Origin of the sequence: Acinetobacter sp. Colony158, from assembly GCF_019264745.1 — a bacterium.
Taxonomy (GTDB): Bacteria; Pseudomonadota; Gammaproteobacteria; order Pseudomonadales; family Moraxellaceae; genus Acinetobacter; species Acinetobacter ursingii.
This window is the reverse complement of record NZ_CP078523.1, coordinates 3,464,890-3,487,098: the sequence shown is the minus strand read 5'-3', so window position 1 is coordinate 3,487,098 and position 22,209 is coordinate 3,464,890. Positions and strand designations below refer to the sequence as shown.

Here is a 22,209-nt window from a genome sequence, read left to right as displayed (position 1 = left end):
GTTAAAACTGCATTGTAAAGTTTTGACAAGTTTTTTATGTTTTTAGCACTTTGAATAATGGAATGATCACAACCCGATGTATCTTAAGCATAGGCTGTCGAGTTAAAGCCTAAGCTATACATCATACTGTATAGCGTTTACTCAAGCCTAAGTCCACCAAGATACGACGATACATCGTTGAAGAGCGATCGGCTTCAAAATGTGCTTCCATCATCAAATCAAGCGGTAATTCTTCAGGCTTTTGTGCTTCCACCATGTCTTGATCCTCTGTAAAAATTTGTGCATTAAAGTCGTACACAGCTTGTAAATCACCTGTTGTATCAAAATTACGGGTGAGTGGTACAAATAAACGAGTTTTATTATGAGACATTGGACAGCAAGCATTTAAAATCTTGAGGATTCCATCATGAGGAAAATGTACAGTTAATATGGCCGAAAATGGTGGATAAACATCAAACACACGTTTCCATAAAAAACCTTCAGGAGCTAAGTGCTGCAAACCGTGCGGGTAGTTGCTTACATCGCTGACATATTCTGTTTGTAGGCCATAATCTGTTTTGATGGTTGAATATTTAGGAACGACAGGATTTTCACGGCTCGCAAAAGCCTCATGATGTACCCATGCAAAATGTGCCACATCAATAAATCCTTCAAGCTGACGACCACTTGAACCTGAGATATCTACATAAGGTGGTAAAATGGCTTGATGGGCTGGATCTTCCCATGTATCAAGCACTGGGAAATGAGCAGATTCGACATCGTGGTTTTGGATGCTGGTCCAGATCAGACCATATTTTTGCACAACAGGAAATTTGCTTAGACGAAAGCGATCTGAAATCTTGATCAGCTCTGGCTGCGCAGGTATTTTTGTACATTGGCCTGCTGCGTTATAGCGTAAACCATGATAAGGACACACAATTTCTTCACCTTCCACCCATCCTTTTGTTAAAGGAACACCACGATGTGGGCAAATATCCCGTACCAGATGGATGTCGCCAGATTCAGTTTTATACAATGCCATTTTGACATCTAACAATGTCACTTGTTGCGGTTGAGTTGAAACATCTTCAATGCGAGCTACTGGATACCAATGTTGAGAAAGAATTTCCCAATCCCGATCTTCGAATTGGCTATTACACGGTTTATTGATTAAATTGATCACTGGGATGGCATTCATGGCTGCACCTTGTAGATAATTTTGCTGAGATTGGATGCAGTATTGAATAGATGCTGTATATTATCTATTAGAATGATTTGTATAAACTGTTCTAAAAAACAGAATGATCTTAAACGTGATGCATTTGCTAGGCCATGACATTGATGAACGTCCCATTTTCACGCTTTGCTGAGTACTTTTTGGTGGTGGCTGAAACCGAAAATTTACACAAAGCGGCAGAACAGCTTTTTATTTCAGTGTCAGCTGTGCACCGCCAAATAACGCTTGCTGAAGAACAATTAGATATTGCATTTTTTGAACGTTTGCCCAATGGTTTAAAACTAACGCTCGCAGGTGAATTGCTTTATTCAGATTTGTTACGTTGGAAAAAAGAATTTCAGCAAACCCGTATTCGTTTTGATGAGATACAGGGGCTAAAGCGTGGTTCCATCGAATTAGGATTGATTTCTGCTTTAAGTGACGGCTTTGTGATTGAATCCTTGGCCGATTTACAGCAGCAATATCCGTGGATTAGCTTCAATATTCATACCCATGAAAGTAAAGTGATTATTCAAAAAATTATCAACACCGAAATCGATTTTGGTTTGATTTTAGATCCTATCATTCATACTCAACTTGATGTTTTATCTTTCATTGAAATTCCAATCGGTTTTGTCATGAGTCCAGATCATGCTCTTGCTAACCAGTCCAAACTCACACTGGCGGATACCTTTGAAAGTCGTCATATCATGGCAGATGCTCCTTTAATTATTCATGAGCGAGTGATGGCTATGTATAAAAAGCAGCATATCGTGCCTATACATCAAACCCTGACCAATGATATTCGTCTTATGATTTCCATGTTAAAAAGAAATATGGGCATTGCAATTTTAAGTTATCTGGATGTTTACACAGCGGTTGCAAATAAAGAGTTAGTGTTTATTCCGATTCATGAAAAGGGTATTCAGCCTTTAACATTGGCGCTTTGTGCAGGGCAACGTCGTCAACTTTCCAGAATTTCTCAAATCTTGATACAACAATTGAGTCGAAAGATGGAAGCATTAAAAGTCCATGTTAACGACCAAAAATAATTTGTAAGCCTACTAAAGGCTTCACATGAATTAAAAATATCGGTTACTTATGGCTGATTTTGCTTAATGGCTTGTAAACCAGCCAGAGAGAACGTCATGAGATGTTGAAGTAATTGCTGTGAGTCCATCTGAGAAATATTTTGTAGCGGTGTTGGAACATTATTGCTGGCAATAATCAGCATCATACATGGTGCAACGACACTTAGCACACAAGGCAAAATCGAAGGATGGTTTTCATCTAGTCCTGAGACCTGACTGATAATTTGGCGAATGTAATGAAATTTTCTGGCACCATCATGTGCCATAAATTGTTCTAAATAAGGGGAAGGGGCAAATAACTCGCGAATAAAAACTTTACTATGCCAAAGATCTTTTTCAACCAATTTCTGAATGAGTGTTTCAAAAAAAACTTCCAGTTTTCGAGTAGGAGAGAGTGAGCTTTGTACTAACTCCGCCAATTGCTGTTCGTCGATATAATGTCGATGGGCTTCTACCAAAACTGCTTTATACAAGCCATCTCGTCCTTCAAAATGATAATTGATTGCGGCAAGATCGACCTGTGCCAGTTGGGCAATTGCTTTATTGGTGGTTTGAGCTAAACCTTCTTGCGCAATTAAATGACCTGCTGCTTCAATAATTTTCGCTTTTGTTAAATCACCATCGCGGCGACGAGATCTGGACATAAGATAACCTAAATCAAATTTTGCTTTTTAAGTATATATTTTTTTGCCAAGTTGAGGTAATTTAAATTTAAATTGAATTTAAACTTTAATAATTTTATTCAAGGCGACTTACATGAAGAAAAGTGTCATTTTGACTATATTGGTCGTTCTGATCATTGCCCTAGCATTTGTAGCCTATTGGTATTGGAATAAAGATAAATCTTCAGAACAGGAGTTGACCTTGTATGGCAATGTTGATATTCGACAAGTGTCATTGGCGTTTGAACAGGCGGGGCGTATTCAGCGCTTAAATGTTCAGGAAGGTGATCAAGTTCATCAAGGGCAAATATTGGCAGAGCTTAATACCGATGCACTTGATATACAAAAACAACAAGCACAAGCGCAATTGAATGTACAAAAACAAGCCGTTATTGCACAGCAAGTAGGCACTCGACCTGAACAAATTACCCAAGCTCAAGCACAGTTGGCTTCTGCACAAGCACAGTTTGAAAAAGCCACTAAAGATGTTCAGCGTTTACAGTCATTGAGTAATAGTACCGCAGGGCAAGCCATGAGTCAGCAGGAGCTCGATTTTGCTAGAGCTAGCCAGAAGACTGCTGCTGCCACGGTCAAAGAACAACAAGCCAATCTTGTTTTGTTAGAAAAAGGGGCAAGGGCTGAAGATCGGGCTGCCACCAAAGCACAATTTGACGTCAGTCAGGCGAATCTGAATTTAATTGAATATCAATTAAGCCAAAGTGTATTACGTTCACCAGTCAATGCTGTAGTACGCGCTAGATTACAAGAAGTAGGGGATATGACCACGGCTCAAAAAGTCGTTTATACACTGGCACTCACAGATCCGAAGTGGGTACGTGTCTATGCCAATGAACAGCAATTGGGTTTAATTAAAATGGGAAATCAGGCGCAAATTTTTCGTGATTCACAACCAAACCAGCCGATTTCAGGCAAGATTGGTTACATCTCTTCTGTAGCAGAATTTACACCTAAAACAGTGCAAACCGAGGATATTCGAACCACTTTGGTTTATGAGGTTCGAGTTTATGTAAATGATCCTCACGACCAATTAAAAATGGGTCAACCTGTGACTGTTAAAATTGCCAAGACGCAGTGAGTAATTATTTATGAATGACTTGCTAAACGATACATCTGATGTGGTGATTACGCAAAATTTGCGACAGGTCTTTCGCGCAGAAAATAAAAAAATGCCTGATATTTGTGCTCTTCAGGATTTAAATATACAAATTAGATCAGGGCAACTGACTGCTTTGGTCGGACCAGATGGTGCAGGGAAAACCACATTTTTGCGTTTAATCGCGGGGTTGTATCAACCCACTTCAGGTTCTTTACAGGTACTAGGGATTGATATTTGCCAAAATCCGCAAGCCGTGCAAAATCGTATTAGTTATATGCCACAACGGTTTGGTTTATATGAAGATTTAACTGTTCAGGAAAATCTAGACCTCTACGCAGATTTGCATGGCGTTCCCCTTGAAATACGCAAACAACGTTTTGCTCGATTATTAGAGATTACAGATCTTAGTAAGTTTACCCAAAGACCCGCGGGCAATCTATCTGGTGGTATGAAACAAAAACTGGGTTTAGCTTGTACTTTGGTCCGATCACCCGAGTTATTACTTTTGGATGAACCTAGTGTAGGGGTTGATCCTTTGTCCAGACGTGATTTATGGCTGATTATTGAACAGCTAGTGAAAGAAGAAAATTTAAGCGTAATTATCAGTACCGCATATATGGATGAAGCCGAACGCTGCGCTGAAGTTTATGTGATGTATGACGGGAAAATACTGCAACAAGGAACGCCACAGTATTTAAGCGAGCAGGTCCGAGGATTAACGTGGCAGGTCAAGCCGCCCGAGCAGATGAAAGCACGAGAACTACAAGCCCATTTATTGGACAATCATTCATATATTACGGACGCGGTACCTAAAGGAGATGAAGTTCGATTTATTACCCGTCCTGATCATCCCAAATTACCCGATGAACAGTTACCAAAGGGCGCGGTAGTTTCAGCTCGAGAACCTGAACTTGAAGATGCTTTTATGTGGTTTTTACATCAGGCACAGCAACATGCTCCTACCACGCTTCAGTCCGCACATGATTCGGTTTCTACGGTGCAAATGACGGATGTTCAAGTGGCTAATGTGCAAGTGGCTAAGGTACCAGTTGAGTCTGTAATTGTCGTTAAAGATTTAGTACGAAAGTTTGGGGATTTTACCGCTGTGGCTAGCACTTCTTTTGATGTCAAACGAGGAGAAATTTTTGGTTTGCTTGGCCCAAATGGTGCGGGTAAAACCACGACATTTAGAATGCTATGCGGGTTGTTACCTGCAACAAGTGGGACACTTGAAGTTGCTGGATTAAATTTGCGTCATGCTCGAGCAAAAGCACGGGCGCGTATTGGTTATGTTTCCCAAAAATTCGCACTCTATGGAAATTTAACAGTTCTGGAAAATTTAAAATTTTTTGGTGGAGCTTATGGTTTATCGGGCAATAAGCTCAAACAACAAATTGAAAAAGCCTTACAACAATTTGAACTTCAGCCACAAGCCAGAAGTGGTGATTTACCCAATGGATTTAAACAGCGCTTGTCGATGGCAGCCGCTTTATTACATCAACCAGAAATTGTCTTTCTGGACGAACCGACAAGTGGCATTGATCCTTTAGCCAGACGAGCCTTTTGGTACACCATTGGGAAGCTAGCTGATCAGGGTATGACGATTATTATTACCACGCACTTTATGGAAGAAGCAGAATATTGTGACCGTATTGCGATACAGGATGCTGGCAAGATGCTGGCTTTGGGTTCTCCAAAACAAGTTCGTCAACAAGCAGGCACAGGCAGTAGTAGTGATATGAATCGCGCGTTTATTGCAATTGTAGAGCAATCTCGTGCCCATCAGCAGGAGCCGGTCTGATGAAATGGTCAGCTTCCATTTTACGTGTGGCTGCTTTAACGCGTAAGGAAATCCAGCAATTACTCAGAGATAAAAGTAGTTTAGCAATTGGTCTGATTTTACCGCTAATTTTGATTCTATTATTTGGTTATGGCTTATCTTTCGACTTAAATAATGGCCGGGTAGGCGTGGTCGCACAAAATATTACGCCTCAAAGTCAGCAATTACTTGCAGGTTTAAATGGAACGCCCTATATCACCGCAACGCCTTATAGCAGTTTTTATCAAGCTGAACAGGCGATGGGACGCGCTGAAATAGATGCTATTGTCAATTTACCTTCTGATTTTGCACAGCAAAGCGCACAAAATACTGCAACCATACAAGTCATTACTAATGGTCGATCAACCACCATTGCCTCTGCTTTACAGGGATATATTTCAGGTGCATTGCAAACAGCGCAAATCATTCAGTCTGATCGAAATAATATGGGCTCAATGCTGGGCCTGATCAGTGTCGAACAGCGTATGTGGTTTAATGAGTCAGCAAATAGTACTTGGTTTTTAGTTCCTGGATTAATGGTATTGGTATTGACCTTGATTGGTGCATTTCTCACTGGATTATTAATCGCGAGGGAGCGAGAGCGGGGAACGCTCGAAGCTTTATTTGTGACACCAGTTCGACCATTGGAAATTGTTTTATCCAAATTGATTCCTTATATCGTGATTGGCATGATCGATATTGTGATGTGTTTATTGGCTGCCAGTTTGATTTTTGATGTTCCCATTCGTGGCTCATTACTTTCGATTATGAGTGCTTCATTTTTATATTTATTGGTTTCATTGTTATTGGGATTGACGATTTCAGGTTTTTCTAGCAGCCAGTTTCAAGCTAGTCAAATCGCTTTATTGGTCAGTTTTATGCCAGCAATGATGTTATCGGGATTTGTTTTTGATACACGAAATTTACCTTGGTTGGTGCAAACGATTAGCCAAATTTTGCCTGCGACTCATTTTATGTCTTTAATTAAAACGCTATTTTTAGGCGGAGATGACTGGGGACTTTGGCTAAAAGAATGTGGCATTTTGATGGTGTATGTCGTGATTTTAATGGCAGCATCCTGTCGATCACTCAAAAAACGTCTGGAGTAACAGCCATGATACATAATTTCGTGATGTGGTTGAATTACTTGATGGTGTTAGTCAAAAAGGAATTCCTGACCATTTTTAGTGATCCTGCCAATCGGGTCATTTTATTTGCACCTGCCTTGATTCAGGCTTTATTGTTTGGATATGCCGCAAATTATGATGTAAACCGAGTGGATTATGCGGTCTTAGATCAAAGTAAGACGCAAGCTTCTCAACAGTTATTATCACGTCTGGATGGCTCTGGTATTTTTCATCGAACAGCTACTCTTCAGAATCATTCACAGATTAAAGAAGTAATTGATCAGCGAACAGCTTTAGCTGTGATCAGTATCCCTTCTGATTTCGAAGATAAGCTCAATCGTGCTCAATCCTCACCTATACAGGTAATTTTAGATGGACGCAATTCCTCGACCGCAGGAATGGTAGGCACTTATATCGCTAATGTTGTGAGTTCTTTGAATCAGGAGCGTTTGGGGAATATAACGCCTTTTCAACTGGAAATACGCACATGGTATAACCCAAATCAGGAGTCCAGATGGGGGATTATGCCTTCATTAATTGCTGCTTTGAGTATGATGCAAACTTTATTATTGTCCTCACTTTCAGTTGCGCGAGAACGCGAACAAGGGACATTTGACCAGCTTTTAGTGACTCCTTATACCCCGCTTCACATCATGATTGGTAAAGCATTACCCCCTATTTTTATTGGTTTAATACAATCGACTATTATTTTATTGATTATTATGTTCTGGTTCGATATTCCCATGAATGGTTCTTTGGGACTTTTATATTTTGGTTTGTTATGTTTTAACATTGCAGTAGTGGGTGTGGGTTTATCCATTTCTGCAATTTCCCTCAATATGCAACAGGCGATGTTATTTACTTTCTTTTTGATCATGCCTTTAATGTTGTTATCCGGATTGCTAACCCCTATACAGAATATGCCACATGTTCTACAAATTGCGACGTATGCCAATCCTTTACGTTTTGGAATTGATTTGGTGCAAAGGGTTTATCTGGAAGGAGCAACTTTTAAACAGGTAAAAAATGATTTTGTACCTATGTTTGTTTTAGCAATTATTACTTTGCCGTTGGCTGCGTGGCTATTTAGAAATCGTTTATCTTAAATAATGTTTGGATAGTTTTATTATTTTTCATAYTGYATTTTGCTAGCTGAGAATAAGGATTAAACACGTTTTGTAAAAACCGACTTCATAGTTTAGCCATTGTTCATTGAGTTGAATTTCTTCATTTTTACATGAGTTTAAACAAGGATGTAAAACTATGAAGAGGACACTTCTTTTTTTAGGATCAATAGGGCTTTTTAGTAGTATGCCAATGTATGCTGCGGATTTAAGTATTGGTGATCCAAGTACAGATACAGGTCAATTGAAACTTTCTGGCGCAATTCGCACTCGATATATTCATAAGGATTATGTGGTTGAAGCAAATGAAGGTTCAAAAAATGATGACTGGCAACTTGCTGATATTAAAACAGTTTTAATCTATGAAAATCCAGATTGGATTGCATCATTAGATTTGCGTTGCTATCAATATCATCGATTATGTGACGCATTATTTTTAAAAGATGCATGGGCAGGTTATAAAATTTCAAATCAGCAGCGCATCTCAGTTGGTTTTCAATCAGTCGATTTTGGATTTGGACGACTATGGGGCAATAGCTATTATGAAACTTTGCTCAATACTGTAGGGCTAGAAGATATTCAAAATTTAGGGATGAAGTATCAATTTAAGGATGATCAATACAATTTTATTTTAGGTTTTTATCCTACTGATGGTGGAAATTATAAAGGGACTTCTAAAGATTCCAGTCGTTATAGTGGTAACTTCGTTGAAGCTGATGATTTGACTCAAGGCACCGATATTGATGAGAAAAATATGTGGATCACACGTTTTTCACGGAAATTTGAATTGAATGCTACAGAAAACTTTTCGACTGAAATTGGAGGATCGTACTGGTATTCAGAACTGCAAAATCATCGTACTGATCAACATGGAAATCGTCGTACATGGAGCATTTTTAGCACCACTAATTATCAGGCGTGGCAATGGTTATTTTTATTTGGAGAGCAAAATATCAAAAATGGCGATGATTTGCTGCCAAACACTTCAACGATTGGGGCATTTGATTATCCCTATCAAGTCGCCAATAAAGGCCAATATATGGCTAATGAGATTAATTATACTTTTGCCAAGCCCTTCCATCAGTTAGAAAATATTAAGCCATATGTATCTTATAGTCGTTTCTATAAAGATGAATCTGGATATCAAGATTCTGATCGTTTAATTGCGGGTTTATATTTTAACTATAAAAAAGTGGGAATACAGGGAGAATATATCTTGAGTCGTAATGATCCCATGACAGGTAGTGGTGCAGATGGACTTGCTCAAGGTGATAGTAATCAATGGAATAAGTTATTTTATTTATCGATTGGCTATTATTTCTAAAGCCGTCAATCCCATGTATAAGGCCAGCCAAATTTAATCATGAGGCTGGCTTCTTTACTATAAAAAGACTTTTTCTGTCTGTTGGGTGATTGGTTCAATCGGTTGGATCAACTGACCACGACTTAGATTCTGAATATGTTGTAAACGGTTGATCAGTTCATTTTGAATAAATAGGATACAGGTCTGTAGTTTAGATGAACTTTTTAAACGTGAAGGATACACCGCCCAAACATCAGCATCTTGCCAGTACTGAGGCAAGATATGCTGTAACTGACCGCTAATCAATTCATCAGCCACATCCCAGATTGAACGTAGGATAATACCATGCCCCTCGGTTGCTAATTGGTGAATAATTTCACCGTTATTAGATACGAAACGTGGAGTAACGTGTACTGACCGATCTTCTGACCAATGACGAAGTTTCCACAGCACTGAGGATTGGTCACGTTCACTAATAGTTAAACAATCATGAGTCCGCAGATCTTCTAGACTTTCAGGTATTCCATTTTTCATTAGATAGCTAGGTGATGCACAGAAAATCCGAAAATTAGATGCTAATTTTTTAGCGATCATATTGGGGGCAATATCATTGCCAATGCGAATATCCAGATCAATGCTGTGTTGAATCAGGTCTTTGGTGTTATCGATGGTATCAAACTGAATTTCGAGTTTGGAATACATGGTCATCAATTTAGATAAGATCGGCGCAATATGCTTTCGCCCAAAACCGAAGCTGCTGACAATGTCGAGATGACCTGTGGGCGTGCTTAAGGGGTTATTCACCAGTTCACTGATTTCATCAAATTCATCCAGAATATTTGATACACGATCCAAAATGAGTTTGCCATCTTCGGTCAAACTGACATGGCGGGTACTGCGATGAAATAGTTTGCAGTTCAGGTTGGTTTCTAAAATATTGATGCGTTTACTGATAAATGCAGGTGAAGCACCCAGCTCCTCAGCTGAATCGACAAAACTCTTGCGTTTGGCGACTGTGCAAAAAACCTTTAAATCCGATAGGTTAGGTAGATTATTCACGATCCGTGTCCATTGGGGTGATAGTTTTCTTATTGATCATTGTTGCTGAAAACAGCATGTTTACAGCTAAGGATATTAACCAAAGGTGTAAGGGAGCGTTATGGCAAAAAAGTATAAAGTTGCCACGATTGCGGGTGATGGGATTGGTTTAGAAGTTCTACCAGAAGGCATCAAGGTTGTAAAGGCGGCAGTAGACAAATATGGCATTCAAGTTCAAATGGATAGCTTCGATTGGGCCAGCTGCGATTATTACCTTGAACACGGCAAAATGATGCCAGATAACTGGTTCGAAGTCTTACAGGAATATGATGCTATCTTCTTTGGTGCGGTGGGTTGGCCTGAAAAGGTGCCTGATCACATTTCACTATGGGGATCATTACTCCAGTTCCGTCGTTGTTTTGATCAGTATGTGAATTTACGTCCTGTTCGGTTAATGTCTGGGGTGAAATGTCCATTGGCTGGCAAGCAACCGGGCGATATCGATTTTTATGTGGTGCGTGAAAACAGCGAAGGTGAGTATTCTGCCATTGGTGGTAAAGCCTTTGAAGGTACTGATCGTGAGTTTGTCTTGCAGGAAGCGGTGTTTACCCGTCATGGTGTTGACCGTATTTTAAAATATGCATTTGAATTTGCTGATCAGCGTGAGGCTAAAAAAATCACGGCTGCGACCAAATCTAATGGCATTGCAGTCAGCATGCCGTACTGGGACGAACGTGTCGATGAAATGGCAAAACGCTATCCACAGATCAAGGCAGATAAACAGCATGTCGATATTTTAGCGGCACGTTTTGTTCTACAGCCTGAGCGTTTTGATGTGGTGGTGGCATCGAATTTATTTGGTGACATCTTGTCGGATTTAGGCCCTGCATGCACGGGTACCATTGGTTTGGCGGCTTCGGCAAACCTCAACCCTGAACGTAAATTCCCGTCATTGTTTGAGCCTGTACATGGTTCAGCACCTGATATTTACGGTCAGCAAATTGCCAATCCGATTGCGGCGATCTGGTCGGGTGCGATGATGTTGGATTTCTTGGCAGATGGAGATGAGCAGGTCATTCAGGCAGGACAGGAAATCATGCAGGCAATTGAGCATGTGTTGGTGCATGGCCCGAAAACGCCTGATGTCGGTGGAACTGCCAAGACCTATGAAGTGGGTGATGCGATTGCATCCTGTTTGACTCAGCAAAAAATGGATTTATTCGCAATGGAGTAAGTACCCCTGAGGGAATAGTCACTATCCGAGATGGATTGAATAGATATGGATAATCAAATTACAAAACCTTATACAGATAAGACGCTTGCGATCACCAGTCTTGCCGTTGTATTTACATCGGTGGCTGGTTTGGCAATCTACTCATCTGAATCAATACAACTGGCTGCAAAATGGATGCAGTGGACCACGTCGGTGGTTACCACGCCAGTGCTTTTATTTACGTTTTTATCAATTATTTTTACCTTCGGTTTGGCCTTTAGCAAATACGGCAAAATCAAGCTTGGTGAAGGTAAGCCCCAATACAGTACCATGTCATGGATTTTCATGTTCATTTTGTCGGGGATAGGATCTTCAACCTTGTACTGGGGTTTTTTGGACTGGGCCTATTACTACCAGACCCCAGGTTTAAATTTAGCCCCTGAATCGACAGCAGCATTGAAATACAGCGTGGCTTATTCTTTCTTTCACTCTGGTTTGAGTGCATGGTCAATCTATGCTTTGGCATCGATTTCACTGTGTTACAGCTACCATGTCAGAAAGAATAAAGGCCTGAGCTTAGCGTCAATGGTGGAAGCGGTCACTGGCTTTAAAGCGACAGGACCTGTTGGACGTGTCGTTGATCTGATGTTCTTGCTGTGTATGTTTGGTGCCTTGACCATTTCACTGGTTTTGACTGCGGTCACTTTTACCAACATTCTGTCGCAACTCACGGGTATTCCGAATACCTTCATGACCAAAGTCATCATTATATTGGCGGTGTCGGTGTTATTTGCACTCAGCTCCTATGTCGGTATGGATAAAGGCATGCAGCGTTTGAGTCATATGGTGTGCTTGGGTGTGGTGCTGTTCGCGATCTACGTGCTCTGCTTTGGGCCAACCCAATTCATTATGAATAATTCATTGATGAGTTTTGGTCTGATGGCGACTAACTTTGTCGATATGAGTCTGTTTACCGACCCGATGGGCGATGGAAAATTCACCCGTGAATGGACGGTGTTCTATTGGTTATGGTGGATTTCTTATGCACCCGGTGTCGCGCTATTCGTAACACGTGTCTCAAAAGGCCGAACCATTAAAGAAGTGATTCTTGCCATGGTCATCGGCGGTAGCGTTGGTTTATGGTTCATCTTTGGCGTATTTGAAAATTACAGCGTTCATAGCTTTATTCACGGCATGGTCAATGTACCGCAAATCTTGAGTCAGCAAGGCGGTGAAGTGGCAATTGGTCAACTGTTGGGCTTATTGCCAGCAGGCAAGCTGATGATGTGGTTGTTCCTTGGCATTATGGTGATTTTCCTTGCAGCACATATGGATGCGGTGGGCTATGCAGTTTCTGCAACCTGTACCCGTGGTTTAAGTGAAGGGCAAGATCCATCTCCGAATGCGCGTTTGTTTTGGTGTCTGATGTTAACACTAGTGCCGATTGCGATGATCTTCTCTAAGGCGCCGTTAGACACCATGAAAACTGCCACCATTGTGACTGCCTTACCGTTTATTGTGATTATTATGGTACAGACTTATGGTTTGGTGAAGTGGCTGATTGAGGATTATTCCAAGGTGCCATCACATTTGATCGAGCAGAATAGCTTTAATGACTTGGAAGCACTTGAGCATACTGACTCAAATCAACAGATGCAGATTGATATTGCGGCAACCGCACTAGCACATAAAAGCAGTCAAAAGGAATTGTCATGACACAGCAACCGAACACGCGCTATGAGTTAAGCGAAGAAATGCAAAGTCTGGTGTATTGGAGCAGCATTTATTCAGCAGCGGATAACGATATTGATTCAATTCGTGCAGCCTACGATGCCATGTGCCTGCATTACACCTTGCCACGCGATGGTGCGGTCAATATTGAAGATAAAACCGTTGCGCATGCCACTCATCCCGTCAGTGTTCGGTTGTATTCCCCACTGGGTGAGGCACCTGAAGCGGGTTGGCCTTGTATTCTGTTTATCCATGGTGGTGGCTGGATGCTGGGTAATCTGGATTCACATGAATTTATCACCCGCTATTTATGCCGTGATTTAAATGTTGCGGTACTGAGTGTCGATTATCGTTTGGTGCCTGAACATCATTTTCCAGCTGCTTATGAAGATTGTGAAACGGTCTATCACTGGCTACGTGAACATGGTGCAGATTGGAACATTGATCCAACGCAGATTGTGTTAGCAGGCGACAGTGCAGGAGGCAATTTAGCTGCGGCATTGGCGGTTCAGTTACAATATACAGGCGTGCAGGCACGTGGTCTGGCTTTGATCTATCCTTGTTTGGGCAGCAGTTTTGATACTGCATCTTGCCAGCAACATGCACATGCACCGTTACTGAGCTTAGAGGAAATGCATTATTACCTGAAAGAATATGCACCGAATGAAAGCGACTGGCAGGACACTCGTTTAACACCACTTTTGGCAGAAGATTTGAGTGACATGCCACGTAGCTTTGTTGCGGTGGCTGAATACGATCCACTGAGTGATGACGGGCGTATTTTCGTGGACAAGTTAAAACAAGCCAATATTGCGGCCGAGTTTTATCTCGGCAAAGGATTACTACATGGCAGTTTACGTTTAGTACGGGATTGTCCTGTGGTGCAGGATTTATATCAGCAGATGCTGAGTTCGTTAAAGCAAATGTTCAAGTGATTTGAACATCAGCCAATTTTGATAAAACAGTCTTTAGGACAAAACATTTTAATGGAGTAAAACCATGAATGCAGTTGAAAAATTACCAGAAGATTTCTGTTCAAACCCAGATGTGGCATGGACATTTCCAAAAGTGTTCTATACCTCATCTCAGGTGTTTGAGCGTGAAAAAGAAGAAATTTTTGCGAAAAGCTGGATTTGCGTGGCACATGGCAGTGAAGTTGCCCAAGCCAATGACTATATTACCCGTAAGGTGATTGGTGAAAATATTATCGTGATTCGTGGCAAAGACAGCGTATTACGTGCGTTCTATAATGTCTGCCCACATCGTGGTCATGAGCTGTTAAGCGGCAGTGGTAAAGCCAAAAACGTGATTACCTGTCCCTATCATGCATGGACATTCAAGCTGGATGGTAGCTTGGCACTAGCACGTAACTGTGATCATGTTGAGTCTTTTGACAAGCAAAACTCCAGCATGGTGCCGTTAAAAGTTGAAGAATATGGTGGTTTTGTCTTTATTAATATGGATGAAAATGCCACTTGTGTTGAAGATCAGTTGCCTGAATTTGCACAAAAACTGAATGAAGCTTGTGCGGTCATTAAAGACTTGAAACTGGCTGCACGTTTCGTCACGGAAACACCTGCCAACTGGAAAGTGATCGTGGATAACTATTTAGAATGTTATCACTGTGGTCCAGCGCATCCTGGTTTTGCTGACTCGGTACAGGTGGATAAATACTGGCACACCACCCATCAAAACTGGACGCTGCAATATGGTTATGCACGTTCTTCAGAAAAGTCATTCAAGCTCGATCCATCGGTGAAAGACCCGACCTTTAGTGGTTTCTGGACTTGGCCGTGCACCATGTTTAACGTACCACCGGGTGCAAACTTTATGACCGTGATCTATGAGTTCCCAATGGATGCGGAAACCACTTTGCAGCACTATGACATTTTCTTTACCAATGAAGAATTGACCCAAGATCAGAAAGACCTGATTGAATGGTATCGCAATGTCTTCCGTCCTGAAGACCTTGAATTGGTTGAAAGCGTACAACGTGGTTTGAAATCTCGTGGTTATCGTGGTCAAGGGCGTATCATGACCGACAAGCAACGTTCAGGAATCAGTGAGCACGGTATTGCGTATTTCCAGAATCTTGTTGCGCAATACCACAAATAATTTTGTCTCAGGCTCATTAAGGGTGCGGTGAAGATCAGGCCGTACCTTGCTTTCAATCGATAGGAACATGACATGTCAAGTTTGCAAGCAAGTCCGTTATTTCAACAACGCGGATTGATCAATGGTCAATGGGTGAGTGCTCAATCCGATGCCACCATTGCTGTGACCAATCCTGCAACAGGAGAAGAAATTGGCGTCATTCCAAATATGGGTGCAGCAGAAGCTACCGAGGCAGTCGAAGTCGCGTATCAGGCTTTAGCTGCATGGAAAGGATTAACCGCACAAAAACGTGCAGACCTACTATTGGCTTGGTATCAACTGGTTTTGAGTCATGCTGATGAACTGGCACGCATTATGACCATTGAGCAGGGTAAACCTTTAGCCGAAGCATTGGGTGAAGTGAAATATGCTGCTTCATTTATTCAATGGTTTGCGGAAGAAGGCAAGCGTGTTTATGGCGATGTGATTCCGACCACCAATAGCCAGCAGCGTTTTATTGTGACCAAAGAACCTGTCGGAGTAGTGGCTGCGATTACGCCGTGGAATTTCCCGATCGCGATGATTACCCGTAAAGCGGCACCTGCTTTGGCGGCAGGCTGTACCATCGTAATCAAGCCTGCCAATGAAACCCCGTATTGTGCACTTGCGCTTGCTAAACTGGCAGAAATGGCTGGCATCCCAGCGGGTATCATTAATGTGGTGACGGGCAAATCGCAAGAGATTGGTTCGGTGTTTACTAGCCATGAAAAAGTCAAAAAACTAACCTTTACCGGTTCTACACCTGTGGGTCGTTTATTGATGCAGCAATGTTCAGGCACCATTAAAAAGTTAGCTTTGGAATTGGGTGGCAATGCACCATTAATCATCTTTGATGATGCCGATCTGGATAAAGCGGTACAAGGCGCAATCTTTGCCAAGTTCCGTAACGCAGGTCAAACCTGTGTTTGTGCCAATCGAATCTACGTACACGACAAGATTTATCAGACCTTTACCGAGAAATTTGTGCAAGAGGTACAGAAATTCAAAATCGGCAATGGTTTGGAATCGAATGTGCAGATTGGGCCGTTAATCAATGACAAAGCGGTGTTGAAAGCAAAACAGTTAATTGATGATGCCTGTAGTAAAGGTGCTCAAGTGGCGTGCGGTGGTCAACAACATGCACTTGGACAAACTTTCTTCGAACCAACGGTTCTAACCGATGTTTCGCGTGATATGGACATTGTTCAGGAAGAAATTTTTGGCCCTGTAGCCCCTTTAATTCGCTTTACAGATGAAGCGGATGTGGTGGCGCAAGCCAACGATACCATTTTTGGTTTAGCGGCTTATGTGTATAGCGAAAATATTTCACGGATTTGGCGTGTCGCTGAACAGCTGGAATATGGCATGGTTGGAATGAACTCAACGGCTATTTCCAATGAAGTTGTACCATTTGGTGGTGTCAAACAGTCAGGTGTGGGGCGTGAAGGTTCTAAATACGGTTTAGAAGAATTTATGACTATTAAATATATGTGTTTAGGATTGTAGAGACACAGTGGATTGGGCTGTTTTCGAGGACAGCCCAATCTACAATATGTGCTTAAAACTAGAGAATGCTTAGATGAGCAGAATGTGGTAAAGAGGATTTAGACATGGCTAGTCATTATGAAATGTTTGCATCAGTGGTCACACGGGTAGAGCAACTGACTCCACTAATCAAACGGTTTACATTTAAACGTCAGGACGGACAAAATTTCCCTCAATTCAATGGTGGTAGTCATATTATTGTGAAAATGAATGACCACCTATCCAATGCCTATTCATTGATGAGCTGTGCTCAAGATCTATCGACTTACCAAGTCTGTGTCCGTAAAGATATTGAAGGTAAAGGTGGTTCAGTTTTTATGCATGATCAATGCAATGAAGGCTGTGAGATTCTTATTTCTGAACCGAAGAATTTGTTTCCATTGGCGGCAGATGGTGAGAAACATATTTTAATTGCGGGAGGTATCGGGATTACTCCGTTTGTACCGCAAATGGATGAGTTGGCTGCACGCGGTGCTGATTATGAATTGCATTATGCCTATCGTTCGTCAGAGCATGCTGCACTCTTAGAAGAGCTCAAACAAAAACATGCTGAACATATTTTCAGCTATATCGATTCGGATGGAAAATGTCTTGATCTTGATCAGTTGATTGGCACTCAACCCAAAGGTACGCATGTGTATGTGTGTGGGCCTAAGCCAATGATTGATGCGGTGATCGATCGTTGTAATTATCATCGTTACCGCAATGAATATATTCATTGGGAACAGTTTGCATCTACTGTACCAGAAGAAGGTGAAGCATTCACAGTGGTACTTGCGAAATCCAATCAACAAGTCGAAGTTCAAGCTAATCAAACCATTTTACAGGCAATTGAACTCCTCAACATTGATGTGGAGTGTTTATGTCGTGAAGGGGTGTGTGGGACTTGTGAAACCATGATTCTGGAAGGTGAGGCAGAGCATTTCGATCAGTATCTGAGTGATGATGAAAAAGCATCACAGCAGTCCATGATGATCTGTGTGTCACGTGCTAAAGGGAAAAAATTAGTATTGAATTTATAAGTTGTATGAATTAGAAAGATAGCTTGATCAAGAATGATTTCTTTTAAAAGTATAATTCAAAGTGAGAATACTTGGTTTAAAGTTGTTTTACTCAAAGACATTAGACTTCTTTCATAATTGTTTAGAYCCTCTTTATTTTTCTCCTCTAGGGGAGAATAATCAAGAGGATTTAAACAATGATCAAAGTGGTCTCCTGCATAATTAAAATAAAATATTGAGAGTGCATTTGCTTTCACTACTACATATGTAATCTTTCCAAGTAATGCTGTTAAATCTTGTGTGAAACGCTATGCCTTTGTCCTGATTCATTCCATGATAAATATGAATAAACGATTGAGTATTTATAATGAAATACTGTAAAGATAAAGTTTCATTTTTTTTTCAATTATCATTAATTGTATGTAGTGTTATTGCAGGAATAACGCATGCAAGTTCAGATCAGGCATGGAAACAGCACGATCAGGCGATTAAAACTGCATGTGCGAAAGCCAGTACCTTAAAAAATGTAAAAGCAGTCAGCGATATTATGTTATTTGATGATCGTGTGGGTTATTCGGCTGTAGTCCTAGAAGGAAATTATCCGCAGAAACATATGAAGAATCAAAAAGGACGTGAACTTTGCTTGTATCAAAGACAACAGAAAAGAGCAGTCGTCACACCAGCTGATAGTCTTTTAACAATAAAAAAATAAAACCGAATCATGTCTAACTCGGTTTTATTCATATTTGCGGAAAAGAAGGATATAAAGATTCAGTTATTGTTTCATAGCAGACTCATCTGAATCATTTAAAATTTGACTGTGGGTTTTAGGTTTGATCAGTGGTGAAGTTGGACGAGGTTGATGTTCAGTGTTTGAAAATTGAAAACCTATACCTGCATCTATGTCATCCGCTGCAATTTCAGTTTCAAAACGCTCTTTATCCAATTCTCGTATTTCTTTGGTGATCGCGTGGATTTCACTACTCTCTACTCCCAAAGCATCAAGTGTGGCACCGCCAAACAGCACTGCTGATTCAAAGGTTTCACGAATTTGGTAATCGACATCTTTTTTGACCAATGATAATGAATGTTCACGGTCATAAGAGCGCACTAACAATTTGGCCAGTGGAAATTCATGTTTGACTAATTCAACGATACGGTTGGTTGTTTCTTTATGATCCACACATACCATGATTGCCTGAGCATTTGCGGCTCCAGATGCATGTAAAATATCTAAACGAGTCCCGTCACCATAATAAATTTTGAAACCAAATTTTGTGGCATTTTGAATCATGTTGATATCAGTGTCGATCAATGTGACATCCACGCCACGAGCCAGTAAAAGCTGACTGGCAACTTGCCCAAAACGTCCAAATCCGATGAGTAGTACACGTCCATGTAAATTATTGGCAACTTCGATATGGTCAAGAGAGGCAGAGCTTTTTGGACTAATGAAGCGTTTGGCCAAAATACCAAGCAGGGGGGTAAAAATCATGGATAAAACCACAATCGCCGTGAGATTGGATTTGATCGTTTCATCAATCACTTGCGCACTTGCCGCGGCTGTAAAAAGCACAAATGCAAACTCACCCCCTTGAGCCATCAGTACAGCACGATCTAAAGCAACCGCATGAGTACTTTTCGTGAGACGCGCAACAAAATAAATGAGGACAGCTTTGGTGAACATCAACGCAATGACGCTACTGAGAATAAGGAGCCAGTTATTTTGTACAACCGATAGATTAAGTGACATTCCTACACTAAGGAAAAATAGACCTAATAAAATACCGCGAAATGGTTCAATATCAGCTTCAATCTGATGACGAAAAGTCGATTGAGAGAGTAAAACACCTGCAAGGAATGCGCCCATTGCCATAGATAAACCACTGACTTGCATGAGTAATGCTGCACCTAAAACGACCAACAATGCTGCGGCTGTCATGACTTCACGCGCTTTGGCAGCCGCCAGAAGTTTAAATAATGGATTGAGCAGCCAACAGCCAGCCGCAATGAGACCTGCGATAGCTACCAGTGCAATTCCGATATCTTTTAAACGATCTGGCGTACTTTCAACCACTTGATTGGGGGACATAAATGCAACAATGGCAAGCAAAGGCACAATCAGTAGATCTTCAAACAATAAAATAGCGACAATTTTTTGGCCATTGGGTTGACTTAAATCACCACGATCACCCAAAATTTGCATCACGATGGCCGTTGAAGTGAGAACAAAACCTGCCGCACCAATAAAGGCAATTTGCCATGCAAAACCATACAGCAAACCAATTGCAGTGAGTCCTATTGTACAAAACGTGATTTGTAGTGTGCCTAGACCAAAAATATCACGTCGCATATTCCATAAATGAGAAGGCTGCATCTCCATCCCAATGATAAACAGATACATGACAATGCCGAGTTCAGCGATATGTAAAATAGAAGCGGGATCATGGATAAACGCAAAACCAAAGGGACCAATAATTAAGCCTGCAATAAGATAACCAAGGACTGATCCAAGCCCTAAGCGTTTAAAAATTGGGACTGCGATCACAGCCGCAGCCAGTAAAATAACAGGGCTGAGTAGTCCTAGAGAATGTGCTTCTGCTGCCATGAAAATGTGTCCAAAGAACAAAATGGTGTTAAAAAAGAGATCATCGTTGTTTATATGTCAGATAGATCATAACAATGTTTTATTGTTATATAGAGAAAACTTGAGTTTTTAACTCAAGTTTTTCTGAAAATTTGCTTAAATTTATTGATAAATCAGTGAAAATCATAAAAAGATTTTGAAAGATTTGAAATTAAAATGATTAAAAAATCATAAAACGTTCAAAATATTGTACTAATACACCTTGATCTAATCATCTTACTTGATTCATTTACCATTATAAAAATTAGAGATTGATGGCGGTATTGCTTGATTGAATTACCCGTTAGATCGATCTGTAATAATAAAATGTATTTTAAACTGATATCTGTGGGACAAAGAGAATTTGATCAATATGAAAGTGATTTTATGATTGATTTAAAGCGAATAGTGATAATCGAAAATTAAAATATTTTTTGTCTTTAAGGATAAATATACACGACATTTTATGACGTTTAACAGAAAAAATGATGTAAAACAAAAACGGAGGTATGTTAATTTAGTTAATAACATCAAAGTAATACGATGATAAAAATGGAACAACTTTCACCATCAGACTTAAAAGCGATATTACATTCTAAGCGAGCCAATCTTTATTATCTTGAACATTGCCGAGTGATGCAAAAAGATGGTCGCGTTTTATATTTAACTGAGGCCAAAAACGAAAACCAATACTGGAATATTCCGATTGCCAATACCACAGTAATTTTATTGGGGACAGGCACATCGATTACGCAAGCAGCCATGCGTATGCTAGCCAGTGCAGGGGTATTGGTGGGGTTTACAGGTGGTGGTGGGACGCCACTGTTTATGGGATCAGAAATTGAATGGATGATGCCGCAAAGTGAATATCGACCCACGGAGTACATGCAAGGCTGGATGAGTTTTTGGTTTGACGATGCTAAACGGCTAGACGTCGCAAAACAGTTCCAATTTGCCCGCATCGAGTTTATCCGCAGAATCTGGGCAAAAGACAAAGACCTCAAAGATGAAGGCTTTTATCTGGATGCTGCAGATATCGAACAAGCTTTAACTGGTTTTGAAAAGAAAATTCCACATCAAAGCAAAGTCGGTGATTTGTTGCTTGCTGAAGCGATGACCACTAAACAACTTTATAAAATCGCAGCGACGCGTTGCAAACTCAGTTTTGAGCGAAACCTTGAGCAAGGGGATTTAGCCAACGATTTTTTAAATCATGGCAACTATTTGGCTTATGGACTGGCAGCTACGACACTTTGGGTATTAGGTATTTCACACAGTTTTGCAGTCATGCACGGCAAAACCCGCCGTGGTGCATTGGTGTTTGATGTAGCTGATTTAATTAAAGATGCCGTGGTTTTACCGTGGGCATTTATTTGTGCAAAAGAGGGGATGTCTGAGCAGGAGTTTCGTCAGCAGCTGTTGCAAAAATTCACAGAATATCGGTGTCTGGACTGGATGTTTGATCAAGTGAAACTACAGGCGTG

18 protein-coding genes are annotated in these 22,209 nt (G+C 40.8%); 14 read left to right on the top strand and 4 right to left on the bottom strand.

What is annotated here, in order from left to right:
- Nucleotides 1-121: 121 nt before the first annotated feature.
- Nucleotides 122-1,177 carry an aromatic ring-hydroxylating oxygenase subunit alpha gene (locus tag JR005_RS14195; protein WP_218665341.1) on the bottom strand — a complete coding sequence of 352 codons (1,056 nt, stop codon included), beginning with the start codon at nucleotides 1,175-1,177 and terminating at the stop codon, nucleotides 122-124.
- A gap of 143 nt (nucleotides 1,178-1,320) precedes the next feature.
- On the opposite strand from JR005_RS14195, the gene JR005_RS14190 reads away from it, so the two are divergent.
- Complete coding sequence (locus JR005_RS14190; RefSeq protein ID WP_218665340.1) at nucleotides 1,321-2,247, top strand: LysR family transcriptional regulator; 927 nt, start codon at nucleotides 1,321-1,323, stop codon at nucleotides 2,245-2,247.
- A gap of 47 nt (nucleotides 2,248-2,294) precedes the next feature.
- On the opposite strand, the gene JR005_RS14185 is transcribed toward JR005_RS14190, so the two are convergent.
- Nucleotides 2,295-2,930 carry a TetR/AcrR family transcriptional regulator gene (locus JR005_RS14185; protein WP_004990122.1) on the bottom strand — a complete coding sequence of 212 codons (636 nt, stop codon included), beginning with the start codon at nucleotides 2,928-2,930 and terminating at the stop codon, nucleotides 2,295-2,297.
- Nucleotides 2,931-3,042: 112 nt separating this feature from the next.
- Between JR005_RS14185 and JR005_RS14180 the strand changes: the two genes are divergently transcribed.
- The 5 genes from JR005_RS14180 (at nucleotide 3,043) to JR005_RS14160 (ending at nucleotide 9,459) form a co-directional block, all read left to right on the top strand.
- Nucleotides 3,043-4,044, top strand: a complete 1,002-nt coding sequence (locus JR005_RS14180; RefSeq protein WP_218665339.1) for a biotin/lipoyl-binding protein — start codon at nucleotides 3,043-3,045, stop codon at nucleotides 4,042-4,044.
- A gap of 10 nt (nucleotides 4,045-4,054) precedes the next feature.
- Nucleotides 4,055-5,866 carry an ATP-binding cassette domain-containing protein gene (locus tag JR005_RS14175; protein ID WP_218665338.1) on the top strand — a complete coding sequence of 604 codons (1,812 nt, stop codon included), beginning with the start codon at nucleotides 4,055-4,057 and terminating at the stop codon, nucleotides 5,864-5,866.
- On the top strand, nucleotides 5,866-6,993 hold the full coding sequence (locus JR005_RS14170; protein ID WP_218665337.1) for an ABC transporter permease: 1,128 nt from the start codon (nucleotides 5,866-5,868) through the stop codon (nucleotides 6,991-6,993). The genes JR005_RS14175 and JR005_RS14170 overlap by 1 nt, the downstream gene beginning before the upstream one ends.
- A gap of 5 nt (nucleotides 6,994-6,998) precedes the next feature.
- A complete protein-coding gene (locus JR005_RS14165) occupies nucleotides 6,999-8,117 on the top strand; it encodes an ABC transporter permease (protein WP_218665336.1) in 1,119 nt (372 codons plus the stop codon).
- Between the two features lie 157 nt (nucleotides 8,118-8,274).
- Nucleotides 8,275-9,459 carry a hypothetical protein gene (locus tag JR005_RS14160; RefSeq protein WP_218665335.1) on the top strand — a complete coding sequence of 395 codons (1,185 nt, stop codon included), beginning with the start codon at nucleotides 8,275-8,277 and terminating at the stop codon, nucleotides 9,457-9,459.
- Between the two features lie 57 nt (nucleotides 9,460-9,516).
- Here JR005_RS14160 and JR005_RS14155 read toward each other — a convergent pair whose 3' ends face one another.
- Entirely contained in the window at nucleotides 9,517-10,497 is a 981-nt protein-coding gene (locus JR005_RS14155; RefSeq protein WP_044435868.1) for a LysR family transcriptional regulator, read from the bottom strand.
- A 100-nt stretch (nucleotides 10,498-10,597) separates the two neighbouring features.
- On the opposite strand from JR005_RS14155, the gene JR005_RS14150 reads away from it, so the two are divergent.
- The 7 genes from JR005_RS14150 to JR005_RS14120 all read left to right on the top strand — a co-directional run bounded on the left by JR005_RS14150 (nucleotide 10,598) and on the right by JR005_RS14120 (nucleotide 18,811).
- A complete protein-coding gene (locus JR005_RS14150) occupies nucleotides 10,598-11,710 on the top strand; it encodes a tartrate dehydrogenase (protein WP_218665334.1) in 1,113 nt (370 codons plus the stop codon).
- 39 nt (nucleotides 11,711-11,749) lie between these two features.
- Nucleotides 11,750-13,405, top strand: a complete 1,656-nt coding sequence (locus JR005_RS14145) for a BCCT family transporter (RefSeq protein WP_218665774.1) — start codon at nucleotides 11,750-11,752, stop codon at nucleotides 13,403-13,405.
- Nucleotides 13,402-14,355 carry an alpha/beta hydrolase gene (locus JR005_RS14140; protein WP_218665333.1) on the top strand — a complete coding sequence of 318 codons (954 nt, stop codon included), beginning with the start codon at nucleotides 13,402-13,404 and terminating at the stop codon, nucleotides 14,353-14,355. The genes JR005_RS14145 and JR005_RS14140 overlap by 4 nt, the downstream gene beginning before the upstream one ends.
- Before the next feature lie 64 nt (nucleotides 14,356-14,419).
- Nucleotides 14,420-15,535: a carnitine monooxygenase subunit alpha gene (gene cntA, locus JR005_RS14135; protein ID WP_005150788.1), complete on the top strand. Its 1,116-nt coding sequence runs from the start codon at nucleotides 14,420-14,422 to the stop codon at nucleotides 15,533-15,535.
- Between the two features lie 72 nt (nucleotides 15,536-15,607).
- Nucleotides 15,608-17,059: an NAD-dependent succinate-semialdehyde dehydrogenase gene (locus JR005_RS14130; RefSeq protein WP_218665332.1), complete on the top strand. Its 1,452-nt coding sequence runs from the start codon at nucleotides 15,608-15,610 to the stop codon at nucleotides 17,057-17,059.
- Nucleotides 17,060-17,163: 104 nt separating this feature from the next.
- Entirely contained in the window at nucleotides 17,164-18,120 is a 957-nt protein-coding gene (cntB, locus tag JR005_RS14125; RefSeq protein WP_218665331.1) for a carnitine monooxygenase, reductase subunit CntB, read from the top strand.
- A gap of 346 nt (nucleotides 18,121-18,466) precedes the next feature.
- The gene (locus JR005_RS14120; protein ID WP_044435853.1) at nucleotides 18,467-18,811 is read left to right on the top strand and encodes a hypothetical protein; all 345 of its coding nucleotides are present in this window, start codon (nucleotides 18,467-18,469) and stop codon (nucleotides 18,809-18,811) included.
- A 63-nt stretch (nucleotides 18,812-18,874) separates the two neighbouring features.
- On the opposite strand, the gene JR005_RS14115 is transcribed toward JR005_RS14120, so the two are convergent.
- Nucleotides 18,875-20,707, bottom strand: a complete 1,833-nt coding sequence (locus JR005_RS14115; RefSeq protein ID WP_218665330.1) for a monovalent cation:proton antiporter-2 (CPA2) family protein — start codon at nucleotides 20,705-20,707, stop codon at nucleotides 18,875-18,877.
- 570 nt (nucleotides 20,708-21,277) lie between these two features.
- Here JR005_RS14115 and cas1f point away from each other — a divergent pair.
- Nucleotides 21,278-22,209, top strand: a 932-nt coding sequence (gene cas1f / locus JR005_RS14110) for a type I-F CRISPR-associated endonuclease Cas1f (RefSeq protein WP_218665329.1), incomplete at its 3' end; no start/stop codon positions are given.